We start from the raw sequence: 13,253 nt of genomic DNA, 5'->3' as shown, positions 1-13,253 counted from the left end.
CATGCTCATCTGCATGGGCTGCTGGACGCTGGTGACAGCTCGCGTCGGCCTGGGCCTCAGCTTTCTGTCGCCATGGAAACCTTGTTGTCTGCGGGCGCCGGGTGCCTTGAAACATTCAAGGCGAGCGGGGCCCGCGGGGTTCTTGTGTCATCGCTCTGCCGCGTCTGAAAGCGGGCCGTTCACTCACTCGGGGAGGAAACCTGCCGGCCGTCTTTCGCGTTGCATCGCCTGTGGTCGCCAGGGCTGGGCCCCGCCGACCACACGTTGTCGCCGCTAAAATCAAGCAAATCAAATACTTACGGCAGCAACGTGGTGAAAAGGATTATAGGGGCAGGCCAAACGCTGCCCGACACCACGCAAACCCCTGCCACGGCACCGGCCGTGCGGCGGGTCACGGTGGACGAAGGCTCCGCCGGGCAGCGACTGGACAATTTCCTGCTGCGTGAGCTCAAGGGTGTGCCCAAGACCCATGTCTACCGCGTCATCCGGGCCGGCGAAGTGCGGGTCAATAAGGGTCGGGCGCAAGCCGACACCCGCCTGGAAATTGGTGACGAAGTGCGCATCCCGCCGGTGCGCCTGCCGGAGCGCGCCGCCCAGCCCGAGGCGCCGGCCCGCGAGTTTCCGGTCGTTTTCGAGGACGAACACCTGCTCGTCATCGACAAGCCCGCCGGCGTGGCGGTGCATGGCGGCTCCGGCGTCAGCTATGGCGTCATCGAGGCGCTGCGCCGCTCGCGGCCGACGGCCAAGTTCCTGGAACTGGTGCACCGGCTGGACAAGGAAACCTCGGGCCTGCTGATGATCGCCAAGAAGCGCAGCGCCCTTGTCAATCTGCAGGACCAGCTCCGCGAGCGCGAGACCGGCAAGACCTACGCCGCCCTGGTCTGGGGCGACTGGCCGGCCAAGCTCAAGGTCATCGATGTGCCGCTGGTCAAGTTCGTTGGCAGCGACGGCGAGCGCTGGGTGCGCCCGGGCAAGATGGATGAAGAAGACGCCAAGCGGTCGATCAGCCTGGTGAAGGTGATGCAGAAGACGCCGCAGTTCAGCCTGCTCGATGTGACCATCAAGACCGGCCGCACCCACCAGATCCGCGTCCACCTGCAACAAGCCGGCCATTCAATAGTGGGCGACCCCAAGTACGGCGACTTCGAGCGCAACCGTGAGCTGGCGCGCGGTCCGAAGAAGTTTGATCGGATGTTCCTGCATGCGCGGAGGCTGCAGTTCCAGCACCCGGCGACGGGGGAGACGGTGACCTGTGAGGCGCCGCTGCCCGCCGATTGCCAGCATCTGGTGGCGGCTGGCAGATGAATCTGTGGCGTGTGATGAAGAGGCGGGGACGGGTGGCCTGCGTCGCCGCGGCCGCGCTGGCAAGCTCTGTGGCGACCGCCATGTCGATCATGCCTCCGCCGGCCATTGCCCTGCAGTTCGAAGCCCGCACGGACCGCCTGACGCTTGAAGGACTACTTGCCCTGGACGAACTTGCCGTGCGTGCCGGGCAGTGTCCGGCAGAAGGATTGGCCGTGCACGTTTTGCCGGCCACGCGGGCGGAGCCGGCACTGACCCAGCGCCGGATCGCCGTCGTTCAACAGCGGCTGGAGCGCCTGGGCCTGAAGCTGGCGGTCGAAATGAAGCCCCTGCGCGGGGAGGACACGGCCCGCCCTCGGCACCGCGGCATGCTGCTGGCCGACGTGGGCGCAGAGGACGATGTCTGGTGCGACCTGCGAGCGGGATCGCAGGCCTTCACATGGGCAGACGAGTTGGGGCGCTACGTCGAAGGTGCCGAGCCCAGGCTGCCGGCGTTCTGGCAGCGCTTGTCGCAGCAGGGCAGGTCGAGCCTTGCTCTGCCGCTGGCGACTGCGGCCCTGTGCGCCGAGTCATCGGACTGCACGCGCCACCCGGAGCTCTATCACTGGCTGGCCGAGAAGGCGTTGCCGACCGCGTCGCCCAAAGGCCGGCGCTGGTGGTTGCTCAATCTGTGGGCGCAGGCTGAGGACGCCGAGGTGGAGCGCTTGCGGCGGCGCTGGGCCCTGGCACCACTGACCCTTGAAGAGCGGGCCGGCCGGGCCCATGAGCTGGCCTCTGGTGGCCTGCCTTGGGCCGTGATCGAGCAGCGCCTGCTGCAGCCCGGCTTGATGATGCGGTTTGGCGGGCAGCCGATGATCTCCGGCGGGCCAGGGCCGCATTGGCTGCTGAGCGCGGCTTCAAGACGCGGCGAGCTGGATTCCTTTGATCGGCTCATCGGTGCGGCCGGCCCGGCGAAGACCTGCTTCGTCGCGGAGGCCTTCCAGAGAGCTGCGGCACTGGAGGACGAGTTCGAAGTCCTGAAGCCACATTTCGCGAGCTGGTCTCGCGGCATCGCCACGCCCTATTCGCCGCCGCAGGCGTTCGACGCCTGCAACCCGCTGGAGGGGGTTCTGGTGGGGGCTTTTTGCCAGAAGGTGCAGGAAGAAGACGGCATGGCGAGCCGCTACCAGGTGATCTGGGGCGTACTCCAGCAGGCGGGCATCACCAAGGACACGCTCGCCGTCCAGTCGCTTTTCGTGCCAGGCCAGGAGGTGCGGCCCTGGCAATGCAAGCTGGAGCCCGAACCGGGTTCGGCATCGAGCTTCCGTCCCGTCGCCAAGCCCTGAGACCCGCCGGACCGACGCCGTCACCGCCGACAATCTGCCCATGACCACTCGCCCTCAACGCTTCGACCTGATCGCCTTCGACTGGGATGGCACGCTGTTCGATTCCACCGCGCTGATCGCCCGCTGCATCCAGCGCGCCGCCGTCGACATCGGCCTGCCAGAACCCGACTTCGACAACTGCCGTTACGTCATCGGCCTGGGCCTGCGCGATGCGCTGGAGCATGCCGTGCCCGGGCTGGCCGAGGATCGCTACCCCGAACTGGGCTTGCGCTACCGCCACCACTATCTGGCCTCGGAGCATGAGCTGGCACTGTTCGACGGCACGCTGGAAATGCTGGAGGCCTTGAAGGCGCGCCACCACTGGCTGGCCGTGGCCACCGGCAAGAACCGCGTGGGCCTGGACCGCGTGCTGGCGTCCAGCGAACTGGGTCATCTGTTCGACGGCACGCGCACGGCTGATCAGACGCGCTCCAAGCCCCATCCCCAGATGTTGCTGGAGCTGATGCGCGAGTTCGGCACCGAGCCCGAGCGCACGCTGATGATCGGCGACACGACGCACGACCTGCAACTGGCCATGAATGCCGGCGTGCCCTGCGTCGCGGTCAGCTTCGGCGCGCATGACCACGAGACCTTCGCCGAGTTCAAGCCTCTCTTCGTGGCGCATTCGACGCGCGAGCTGCACGACTGGTTGATCGCACATGCCTGAAACCGAAGTCGCGCCGCTGCAGCGCCTGTGCACATCGGACGAGCTGCTGGAACGCGGCAAGGCCGTCAGCTTCGACGTCATCCAGTGGCGCGAGCCGGTGCGCGCCTTTGCGCTGCGCTTCGACGGCCAGGCCGTCGCCTATCTGAACCGCTGCGCTCATGTGCCCACGGAAATGGACTGGCAGGAGGGCGAGTTCCTCGACAACGACAAGCGCTTCATCATGTGCAGCATCCACGGCGCCGTCTACGACCCGCTGACCGGCCAATGCCTGATGGGCCCCTGCAACCGCGGCCGGCTGACCAAGATCGAGCTGACCGAGCGTGACGGCGACGTGTTCTGGCAGCCCACGCGAGATACCAAACCCGCTTTTGAAGATTGATATGAGCAGCACCTCCGACGACTCCCTGCCGCCTCCGATGCCCGAGCCCGTCGGTGCGCCGGTACAGCTCACGCCGCACAACGAGACGCTGCTGGCGCAGCTGGCGCGCGACTTCCTGCGCGAGCGGCGGCTGGAGCGGCGCTGGCGCACGGTGTTCCGGCTGTTCTGGCTGCTGCTCGTGGGCCTGCTCGTCTACACGCTGTGGCTGCAGGGCCGCCACGTCACGCCGTCGACGGCGCCGCACACGGCCCTCGTCGAGGTGCGCGGCGAGATCGCCGCCGACACCGAGGCCAGTGCCGAGCAACTGCTGGCCGCGCTGAAGGAAGCCTTCAAGGATGACGGGGCCCAGGCCGTCGTGCTGCGCATCAACTCGCCCGGCGGCAGCCCCGTGCAGGCCGGCATCGTCTACGACGAGATCAAGCGGCTCAAGAAGCAGTACGACAAGCCGGTCTATGCCGTCGTCGAGGAGATGTGCGCTTCGGGGGCCTACTACATCGCCGCGGCGGCCGACGAGATCTTTGTCGACAAGGCCTCGGTCGTCGGCTCCATCGGCGTGCTGATGGACGGCTTCGGCTTCACCGGCCTGATGGACAAGGTCGGCGTCGAGCGCCGCCTGCTGACCGCCGGCGAGAACAAGGGCATGCTGGACCCGTTCAGCCCCTTGTCGCCCAAGCAGCGCGCCTATGCCCAGGCCATGCTGGACCAGATCCACCAGCAGTTCATCGCCGTCGTGCGCGAAGGCCGCGGCAAGCGGCTCAAGGAAACGCCGGAGATCTTCTCCGGCCTGTTCTGGAACGGTGAGCAGGCCGTCAAGCTCGGCCTGGCGGATCGCTTCGGCAACCTCGACTACGTGGCCCGCGAGGTCGTCAAGGCCGAGGATGTCATCGACTACACGCCCAAGGACAACGTGGCCGAGCGCCTGGCCAAGCGCTTCGGCGCGGCCATGGGCGCGGGCGCCGTGAAGGCGCTGCGGGAGATCGCGCCGATCCGCTGACGCGCGGCGCGGCGAGAACGAAAAATGGCCGCTGCCTTTGCGGGCAGCGGCCTTGCGCGGAGCGCTGATGCGCTTACTGCGTCTTGGTCTCGGTCTTGGCGGCGGTATCGCCGGCCTTGGCTTCGGCATGCTTCTTGGCATGGCGCTTGTGGTGCTTGGCGGCACTGGCCGCTTCAGCCGGCATGGCGGGCGTCGCGGCAGCCGTGGTCGTCGTAGCGACAGCCGGCGTGGCCTTGGCGGCGGGGGTGGCAGCCGGAGCCGGCGTGGCGGCTTGGGCGACGGTCGTCGTGGCGGCCGTGGCCTTCGCGGTGGTCGCAGCAGCAGGGGCAGCGATGGTCGCGGCCGGGGTCGGGTTTTGCGCCAGTGCCACGCCAGATGCGAGCGTGATGAGGGCGGTGGCGATGGTGGTCTTCAGCGTGTTCATCTTGAGGGCTCCAGGGTGGTTTCGGATTTCGGTTCGGCTTTGCGCAAGCTTGTGGCCACAACGACACCTCGAAGCGCCGCGTTGACCCGGTTGCAAAGCCTTACACCGGCAGAATCGACCCTCATGAACACCGCATCCCGATTCGACTGGCAGGCCGGCTACCCCAGCCGCCGCAGCCCGCTGTTCGCACGCAATATCGTGTCGACCTCGCATCCGCTCGCGGCCCAGGCCGGGCTGCGCATGCTGCAGGCCGGCGGCAACGCGGTCGACGCGGCGATCGCCGCGGCCGCATGCATGACGCTCGTCGAGCCCTGCAGCAACGGCCTGGGCTCGGATGCTTTCTGCATCCTGTGGGACGGCCAGCAACTGCATGGCCTGAACGCATCGGGGCCTGCACCCGCCGCGTGGACGCCAGAGTTCTTTGGGGGTCAGGTCATGCCCAAGCGCGGCTGGGGCTCGGTCACGGTGCCCGGCGCAGTCGGCGGCTGGATGGCCTTGAGCGAGCGCTTCGGCAAGCTGCCTTTCGCCGACCTGATGCAGCCCGCCATCGAGATTGCCGAGCGCGGCTATGCGGTGCCGCCCATCGTGCAGGGCAAATGGGCGATGGCCGCTGCGCTGCCGGAGCTCACGTCGCAGCCCGGCTTTGCGCAGGCCTTCCTGCCGCACGGCCGCGCGCCCGAAGTCGGCGAGCTGTTCCGCTTCAATGATGCGGCGCGCAGCCTGAAGCTGATCGCTGAATCCAAGGGCGAGGCCTTCTACCGCGGCGAGATCGCGCAGGCGCTCGCGCGGTTCGCGCGCGAGACCGGTGGTGCACTGACCGAGGCCGACCTCGCGGCCTACCAGCCCGAATGGGTCACACCGCTGGCCAAGGACTTCGCCGGCCACACGCTGCACGAGATCCCGCCCAATGGCCAGGGCATCGCGGCGCAGATGGCGCTGGGGCTGCTGGCGCACTGCAACGTCACGGCGCATGCCGTCGACAGCCCCGAAGCCCAGCATCTGATGATCGAGGCGATGAAGTTGGCCTTTGCGGATGTCTACCGCTACGTCGCCGAGCCCGGTGCGATGCAGGTCAGCGCCGCGCAGTTGCTGGACCCGGCTTATCTTGCCTCGCGCGCCAAGCTCATCGACCCGGCTCGCGCCCAGGTCTTCGGTGCCGGCAACCCTGTCAAGGGCGGCACCATCTACCTGAGCGCGGCCGACGAGGCGGGCATGATGGTCAGCTTCATCCAGAGCAACTACATGGGCTTCGGCTCGGGCCTGGTGCTGCCGGGCTACGGCATCAGCCTGCAGAACCGCGGCCACGGCTTCACGCTGGAGCCGGGCCACCCTAACCAGGTCGCGCCGGGAAAGCGGCCTTTCCACACCATCATCCCGGCCTTTCTGACCAAGGACGGCGCACCGGTCATGAGCTTTGGTGTGATGGGCGGCAATATGCAGCCGCAGGGCCATATGCAGACGCTGGTGCGCATGCTCTGCTACGGCCAGAACCCGCAAGCCGCCTGCGACGCGCCGCGCTGGCGCTTCAACGAGGGCCTGTCGATCAACGTCGAGCCGCACATGCCGGCGACCACCATCGAGGCGCTGCGCACGCGTGGCCACGAGATCGGCGACATCCACGACAGCTACCAGGACTTCGGTGCCGGCCAGTTCATCTGGCGGCTGGGTGATCCCGGCGTGCAAGGCTATGTGGCCGCGAGCGATCCGCGCCGCGATGGGGCGGCTGTCGGCTATTGATCCCGGTGGTTCGACGCCGGTTTTTCCGGTTTCGTCCGTGCCGGCGCCAGGTGGTCACTCGGTCCTGGTGAGTGGGAGAGCGCGTCAAAACAATCCGCGTCGTTCCCCAACTCACACGGAAATCTTGCATGTGGAAATCGAAGCAATCGACGCTCGCCCTGGTGGCAATACTCGCCCTGCAGGGCCCGCTCTGGGCCGCCGCACCTGTCATCGAACCCGTGCTCGTCGCGGTGCCGGCAGGCGCGTTCGTCATGGGAAATGATGAGAAGAAAACCACCTCGCCCGCCCGCAAGGTCCAGGTCCGGGCGTTCCAGATTGGCAAGTACGAAGTGACGGTGCAGGAGTTCGCCCGCTTTGCCGCGGCCACGGGCTACCAGGGCCCGCAGAAGTGCGTGCAGATGGCCAGCAAGGAATGGTTCGACGACATCCCCGGCAGCTGGCAGCAGCGCCGGCTGATGAGCAGCGAGTTCGAGCCGGTGAGCTGCATCGGCGCCGCCGGGGCCGATGCCTATGTGCAGTGGCTGGCCAAGGAGACCGGCAAGAAGTACCGCCTGCCCACCGAGGCCGAGTGGGAGTACGCCGCGCGCGCCGGCACCACCGGCACGCACTTCTTCGGCGAGGACGCCGACCCGTCTGCCAGCACGGCCTGCCGCTGGGGCAATGTGGCCGACCGGCGCGCCGAGGCCGCGATCAAGCGCGACTTCGATGGCCTGGAGTCCAAGGACCATGTCGGCGTCGTGCCCTGCGACGACGGCGCCGACTACGCCACCGTGGTGGGCCTGTACGGCGCCAATCCCTGGGGGCTGCACGACACGCTGGGCAATGTGCAGGAGTACATGCAGGACTGCCACCATGCCAACTACGAAGGCGCGCCCGCTGACGCCGCGGCCTGGCTGGACGGCCCGCAAGGTTCCGCCGGCTGCGCGCAGCGTGTCCTGCGCGGCGGCAACTGGCACTGGCCGATCTTCCAGTCGTCGCGTCGCGCCGGCTTCCCGACCGACATGGTGGGATCGCTCGAAGGCTTGCGTGTCGTGCTGGACCAACCCGGCCCCGTGGCCGCGCCCTCGGCCGAGACGCAGCGCTTCCTGGCCGCGCTCGGCCGCGCACAGGCTCAAGAGCGCGCCCGCCGCGCCGGGGCCGCCAGCCTGTGATCGCAGCGGCCGTGCCTGACGCGCCTGCTAGCCGCGCGGCCATGCTGCGGGCCTTCAGGTCCGTGTTCAATCGCCGCACCGTGGCGCTGGTGCTGGGGCTGAGCCTGTTGCTGACCTTGGCCCGGCTGTTCAGTGGCTTCGGTGTCGGCAGTTTCAGCACATGGGCGGCCCTGCCGCTGCCCGGCCTGCCGATGCTGCTGGCGGCGGCCTGCACCGAGGCCCTGCTGGCCCAACGTGGCGCGCGTGGCCGCGACTGGCTCTGGCGGATGGGTGCGGTCGTGCTGGCCTGCGCGCTGTCGCAGGGCTTGAGGCTGGGCTGGGCCCACGAGGCCGGCGCGCCGCTGTACTGGGGCTATCTGATCAGCCGCACCGCGCTGTACGGCCTGATCGGCTCCGCGGTGTACACGCTGCTGGTGCTGGGCACGCGCGACGCCGAGTTGCGCGGCCGGCTCGCGCAGGCGCGGCGCGAGCGCGATGCGCAGCAAGCCCGGCAGGCCGAGGCGCAGTTGCTGGCACTCAACGCGCAGATCGAGCCGCACTTCCTGTTCAACACGCTGGCCACGGTGAAGCGCCTGGTCGAGACCCAGCCCGAGCGCGGGCGAGAGATGCTGCAGCGGCTCATCGGCTATCTGCGCGTCAGCCTGCCGCATCTGCAAAGCCGGGCGACCACGCTGCGCCAGGAACTCCAGACGGTGAGCGACTACCTCGCGCTGCAGCAGATGCGCATGGGCGCGCGCCTGCGCTTTGCGATCGAGGCGGACGCCGGGCTGCTCGACCTGCAACTGCCGCCGCTGGTGCTGACGACGCTGGTCGAGAACGCGGTCAAGCATGGCCTGAGCCCGGTACCACAGGGCGGACAGGTGGTGATCGCCGCTCGCCGCGAAAGTGCCGGGCGGGTCGTGCTGGAAGTGCGCGACGATGGCGGCGGCTTTGGTGCCGGCGCCGGCGGCACCGGCCTGGGCCTGGCCAACACCCGGGCGCGCCTGCGTGCCTTCTTCGGGCCGCAGGCTGAACTGGACCTGCAGGCACTGCGCCCCCGCGGCGTGCAGGCGCGCATCACGGTCCCTGGGGGAGCCGTGTCATGAACGATGCACTGCAACTCGCCGCTGCCGCTCTGCGGCATCTTTGGCTGAGCTGGCGTTCGCTGCGAGCCGTAGAACTGGCGGTGGCGGCGCTGTTGGCCCTGTGCCTGCTGGCCGAACGGCTGGGCGTGTGGATGGACTTCGGCTTGCGGGAGCAATCGGCGGCCTCGTTCGCGCTGCAGGTGCTGCTGCTGCTGGCCCAGGCCGGGCTGGTACTGCTGTGCTGGCTGCCGGCAGCTCGCGGCGAGGCCCTCCACCCTTGGCGGGGGAGACGCCTGGCGCTTGCGGTGCTGCTGGGCAGCATCGCCTGCGCAGCGCTGCTGCGCTCGCCGCTGCCGCAGGCCCTGGCCGATGCCTGGGGCACGCCGCTGTGCGATGTCTGCGGCCGGCCCGTGCCGGGCGGCAAGTCGTGGCTGGAGTCGCTCGGCGAGGCGCTCATCGTGGTGGCGCTGGCGGGCCTGGCCGCCGCGGCCACCGAGCTGCTCGCGCGGCGCCGCCATCATGCCGACCTGTTGCAGAGCGTGCTCGACGAGCAGGCGCGCCTGGCCCAGGAGGCGAGCCGGACACGTCTGGCGGCCCGCGCCGCCCGGGTCGACCCGCAGGCGCTGTTCGACACCCTCAGCGCCGTCGAGGCTCAGCTTGCCGACCCTGAGGCCGCCGCGCAAGCCGCTGCCGAGCTGGAGCGGTTGATGATGTCGCTGCGCCAGGCCCTCAAGCGGCCCATGCGTCCCTTGCCCACTGAAGTCCCCTGACATGAACCGACCGCGCAAAACCGCGCTGATCGCGGAAGACGAGATCACCCTGCGCCAGGACCTCATCGAGCGCCTGGCCCAAGCCTGGCCGGAGCTGCTCATCGTGGCTGAGGCCGAAGACGGCATCAGCGCGCTGCGCCTGATCGCCGCGCATCAGCCCGATGTGGTGTTCCTGGACATCCAGATGCCCGGCATCACCGGCCTGGATGTGCTGCGCCAACTGAGCCAGGCAGGCATCGACAGCCATGTGGTGTTCGTCACCGCCTACGACGAGCACGCCATCGAGGCTTTCGAAGCCGGTGCGCTGGACTACGTGCTCAAGCCGCTGTCGCTGCCGCGCCTGATGACCACGATCACGCGGCTGCAGCGGCGCCTAGCGGCGGACCCGACCCTGCCGCGTGCGGTTGCCGAGCCCATGGCGCCCTGGGCAGCGCCGGAGCCGGCGGCGCCGCTGCGCTGGATCAACGCGGCCATCGGCGACACCGTCAAGCTGCTGACCGTGGACGAGGTGCTGTACTTCCAGGCCGACACCAAATACACCCGCGTCGCCCTGTGCAACGCCGAAGCGCTGATCCGCAAGCCGCTCAAGGAGCTGCTCGACGAGCTCGACCCGCAGCAGTTCTGGCAGGTGCACCGTGGCACCATCGTCAATCTGACGGCCATCGCCTCCGCCTCGCGCGATCTGCGCGGCAGGCTGCATCTGCGGCTCAAGGAGCGGGGTGAGACGCTGCTGGTGGCCGAGAGCTATGCCCATCGATTCAAGCAGATGTAGCCATGACCCTGAACGCTGAGCCGCTGCGACTGAGCCCCGGCGACGACCTGCGCGCTGCGCTGGAGGCGAGCGGGCTCACGGGCTTCGTCGTGGCGGGCATCGGCAGCCTCGTGCAGGCGCAGTTGCGATTCGCTGGCGAACCGGAGCCGACAACCATCGCCGGGCCCCTCGAAATCCTGACGCTGAGCGGCAGCCTGACGCCCGACGGTGCGCATCTTCACGCCAGCGTGTCCGATGCCTCGGGCCGCGTCCTCGGCGGCCATGTCTGCGCCGGCTGCGAGGTCCGCACGACGGCCGAGCTGCTGATTGCACCGCTACCCACCGGGTCGCTGTCACGCGAGTTCGACGCGTCGACAGGCTACACCGAGCTTGTCATCCTCAAGCCGTGACCACCGGCACGCGACACCGCGCGGCCGCGCTGCTAGCATGCGTCGCATGACCAAGCTGCTCGACCTCGACTGACGCCCCTGCGCGTTGCCTCATCCCGGCGGGGCTGACCCGCCCGTCGAGTCCTGTCGGAGCCTCAAGCGTCATGTTCTCCAAGTTCTTCACCCTCGCGCCCGGCGATCTGCTGCGCGACGTGGTCTATCGGCGGCTGTGGTCGTCCATCCTGATTTCATCCCTGGGCGGCCAGGTCACCATGCTGGCCCTGCCGCTGACGGCCGCCGTGCTGCTCAACGCCAGTCCCACGCAGATGGGCCTGCTGCAGGCGATGGAAATCCTGCCCTTCGTGCTGTTCTCGCTGCCCTCGGGCGTGCTGCTGGACCGCATGCGCAAGCTGCCGGTCTATGTGGCCGGCGAGACCCTGCTCGCCTTCGCGGTGGCCACGGTGCCGCTGGCCGCGTGGATGGGTTGGCTGGGCATGGGCTGGCTCTATGTAGTCGGTTTCGTGCTCGGCACGGTGCACACGACGGCTGGCAGTGCCGCGCAGATCGTGCTGACCCAGGTGGTGCCACGCGAGCGGCTCGTCGAGGCGCATGCCAAGAACGCCTTGGCCGGTTCTGGCGCCGAGGTCGTCGGGCCGGGCCTGGCCGGCGTGCTGATCAAGCTGCTGGGCGCTCCGCTGGCCTTGGCCGTGGATGCCGTGGCCCTGCTCGCGTCGGCAGTCATCCTGCGTGGCATCCGCGTGCAGGAGCAGTTGTCGGCCACGCGCGGCGCTTTCTGGCCCTCGTTGAAGGAGGGGCTGGCCTTTGTGCGCTCGCACAAGCTGCTGATCAGCCTTGCCACGGCCACCGGCGGCTGGCAGCTCTTCCACAACGCGGCCCTGGTGGTGCAGATCCTGTTCGCGACGCGTGAGCTGCAGCTCGCGCCGCAGACCGTCGGCCTGTCCTATGTCGCGCTGGGCGCCGGTACGGTGCTGGCGAGCATCTTCGGCCACCGCATCAGCCGCCGCGTCGGTCCGGGGCCTTGCCTGGTGCTGGGCTATGCGGCCTGCGGCGTCGGCTGGCTGCAGTTGGCGCTGGTGCCGGCGGGTCATCTCGGCGTCGTCAGCTTCGGCGTGATGCTGTTTGCCTTCGGCTTCGGCGCGGTGCTGATCTTTATCAACTTCCTGTCGCTGCGCCAGGCCGTCACGCCGGCGCCCATGCTGGGCCGCATGACCAGCACGATGCGCTGGCTCATCCTGCTGCCGGCGGGGCCGGGCGCGCTGATCGGCGGCTGGCTCGGCGAGCACATGGGCCTGCGCTCGGCGCTGGCGTTCTCGGGTGTGGGCGCCTGCCTGTTGGCGGCGCTGGCCTGGCGCCACCCGGTCATCCGTGGCGTGCGCGAACTGCCCAAGCCGGTTGAGGTGGTGACGGCATGAGCTTGGATCCCGTTCTCATCGATATTCCCGAACGGCTGGACGGCGAGCGCACCCTGCTGCTGGCGCCGCGCACCGGCAGCGGCGCCGAAATGGCCGTGGTCGTCGCGCAGTCGATCTCGCATCTGCGGCCGTGGATGCCCTGGGCCCAGGAGGCGCCGACGGCCGAGAGCTCAGAGATGGTGGTGCGCCGCATGCAGGCCGACTTCATCGCCCGCCGCGACCTGTGCTTCCAGGTGTATGCCCGCCGACCCGACGGCAGCCCGGGGCGGATGCTTGGCGGCACCGGCCTGCACCGCATGGACTGGAGCGTGCGGCGCTTCGAGATCGGCTACTGGATACGCCCCGAGGCGGCGGGGCAGGGCCATGTCACCGACGCGGTGAAGTTGTTGACGGCCATGGCTTTGGACAAGCTCTGCGCGCGCCGCGTGGAAATTCGCTGCGACACGCGCAACGTCAAGAGCCGGGCTGTCGCCGAGCGCTGCGGCTTCGAGCTTGAGGGCATCCTGCGCAACGAGGCGCTGGGCGTCGACGGGCATCCCCGCGACACCTGCGTCTACTCACGCATCGCCTAGAGCGGCGCGACCTTCAGCAAGCGCCCCCAGGCTCGCTATGTCGCAGGCTTCATGGCGAAGCTTGCCCTGCATCTTCGGTGTCTGCTTTCGCACCGCAGCTTCGAGCTTCTGAAGATGGCCAAAGTAAAGAAAGCGTGGTTCGCCGAAGCGGCTCGCGCCTGCTCGCAGACATCTCGCCGCATCGACCATTGGGCTCGAAGGTCATCGATCCGGCTGGAAGATCCTCCTTCTCCTCCTCGACTGCGAGGGGTTGGTC

The 13,253-nt window shown here is 68.8% G+C and carries 14 protein-coding genes; 13 read left to right on the top strand and 1 reads right to left on the bottom strand.

The window, feature by feature from the left end:
• Positions 1-312 precede the first annotated feature (312 nt).
• From AC1D2H_RS01335 to sppA, 5 genes are read left to right on the top strand one after another with little or no spacing between them, the layout of a single operon-like run.
• Complete coding sequence (locus tag AC1D2H_RS01335) at positions 313-1,305, top strand: RluA family pseudouridine synthase (protein WP_477934509.1); 993 nt, start codon at positions 313-315, stop codon at positions 1,303-1,305.
• Entirely contained in the window at positions 1,302-2,627 is a 1,326-nt protein-coding gene (locus AC1D2H_RS01330; RefSeq protein ID WP_478009608.1) for a hypothetical protein, read from the top strand. Before AC1D2H_RS01335 ends, AC1D2H_RS01330 begins: the two co-directional genes overlap by 4 nt.
• Before the next feature lie 40 nt (positions 2,628-2,667).
• Positions 2,668-3,333: an HAD family hydrolase gene (locus AC1D2H_RS01325; protein ID WP_477934505.1), complete on the top strand. Its 666-nt coding sequence runs from the start codon at positions 2,668-2,670 to the stop codon at positions 3,331-3,333.
• Complete coding sequence (locus AC1D2H_RS01320; RefSeq protein WP_477934503.1) at positions 3,326-3,712, top strand: Rieske (2Fe-2S) protein; 387 nt, start codon at positions 3,326-3,328, stop codon at positions 3,710-3,712. The genes AC1D2H_RS01325 and AC1D2H_RS01320 overlap by 8 nt, the downstream gene beginning before the upstream one ends.
• A gap of 1 nt (position 3,713) precedes the next feature.
• Positions 3,714-4,706, top strand: a complete 993-nt coding sequence (gene sppA / locus AC1D2H_RS01315) for a signal peptide peptidase SppA (RefSeq protein WP_477934501.1) — start codon at positions 3,714-3,716, stop codon at positions 4,704-4,706.
• A gap of 73 nt (positions 4,707-4,779) precedes the next feature.
• Here sppA and AC1D2H_RS01310 read toward each other — a convergent pair whose 3' ends face one another.
• A complete protein-coding gene (locus tag AC1D2H_RS01310) occupies positions 4,780-5,130 on the bottom strand; it encodes a hypothetical protein (RefSeq protein WP_478009607.1) in 351 nt (116 codons plus the stop codon).
• A 123-nt stretch (positions 5,131-5,253) separates the two neighbouring features.
• On the opposite strand from AC1D2H_RS01310, the gene AC1D2H_RS01305 reads away from it, so the two are divergent.
• The 8 genes from AC1D2H_RS01305 to AC1D2H_RS01270 all read left to right on the top strand — a co-directional run bounded on the left by AC1D2H_RS01305 (position 5,254) and on the right by AC1D2H_RS01270 (position 12,997).
• Complete coding sequence (locus AC1D2H_RS01305) at positions 5,254-6,867, top strand: gamma-glutamyltransferase family protein (RefSeq protein ID WP_478009606.1); 1,614 nt, start codon at positions 5,254-5,256, stop codon at positions 6,865-6,867.
• Positions 6,868-6,995: 128 nt separating this feature from the next.
• Positions 6,996-8,018 carry a formylglycine-generating enzyme family protein gene (locus AC1D2H_RS01300; RefSeq protein ID WP_477934495.1) on the top strand — a complete coding sequence of 341 codons (1,023 nt, stop codon included), beginning with the start codon at positions 6,996-6,998 and terminating at the stop codon, positions 8,016-8,018.
• A gap of 41 nt (positions 8,019-8,059) precedes the next feature.
• Positions 8,060-9,103 (top strand): sensor histidine kinase, encoded by a 1,044-nt coding sequence (locus tag AC1D2H_RS01295; protein ID WP_478009605.1) that lies wholly within the window; start codon positions 8,060-8,062, stop codon positions 9,101-9,103.
• Positions 9,100-9,852 (top strand): hypothetical protein, encoded by a 753-nt coding sequence (locus AC1D2H_RS01290; RefSeq protein WP_477934491.1) that lies wholly within the window; start codon positions 9,100-9,102, stop codon positions 9,850-9,852. Before AC1D2H_RS01295 ends, AC1D2H_RS01290 begins: the two co-directional genes overlap by 4 nt.
• A 1-nt stretch (position 9,853) precedes the next feature.
• Positions 9,854-10,624 (top strand): LytR/AlgR family response regulator transcription factor, encoded by a 771-nt coding sequence (locus AC1D2H_RS01285; protein ID WP_477934489.1) that lies wholly within the window; start codon positions 9,854-9,856, stop codon positions 10,622-10,624.
• Between the two features lie 8 nt (positions 10,625-10,632).
• Positions 10,633-11,013, top strand: coding sequence for a PPC domain-containing DNA-binding protein (locus tag AC1D2H_RS01280; RefSeq protein WP_477934519.1), 381 nt, complete (start codon positions 10,633-10,635; stop codon positions 11,011-11,013).
• A 143-nt stretch (positions 11,014-11,156) separates the two neighbouring features.
• A complete protein-coding gene (locus AC1D2H_RS01275) occupies positions 11,157-12,425 on the top strand; it encodes an MFS transporter (protein WP_477934487.1) in 1,269 nt (422 codons plus the stop codon).
• Positions 12,422-12,997 (top strand): GNAT family N-acetyltransferase, encoded by a 576-nt coding sequence (locus AC1D2H_RS01270; protein WP_477934485.1) that lies wholly within the window; start codon positions 12,422-12,424, stop codon positions 12,995-12,997. Before AC1D2H_RS01275 ends, AC1D2H_RS01270 begins: the two co-directional genes overlap by 4 nt.
• Positions 12,998-13,253 lie beyond the last annotated feature (256 nt).

Source organism: Roseateles sp. P1_C1_2 (genome assembly GCF_056406535.1).
This window is presented reverse-complemented; position numbering and strand designations above follow the sequence as displayed.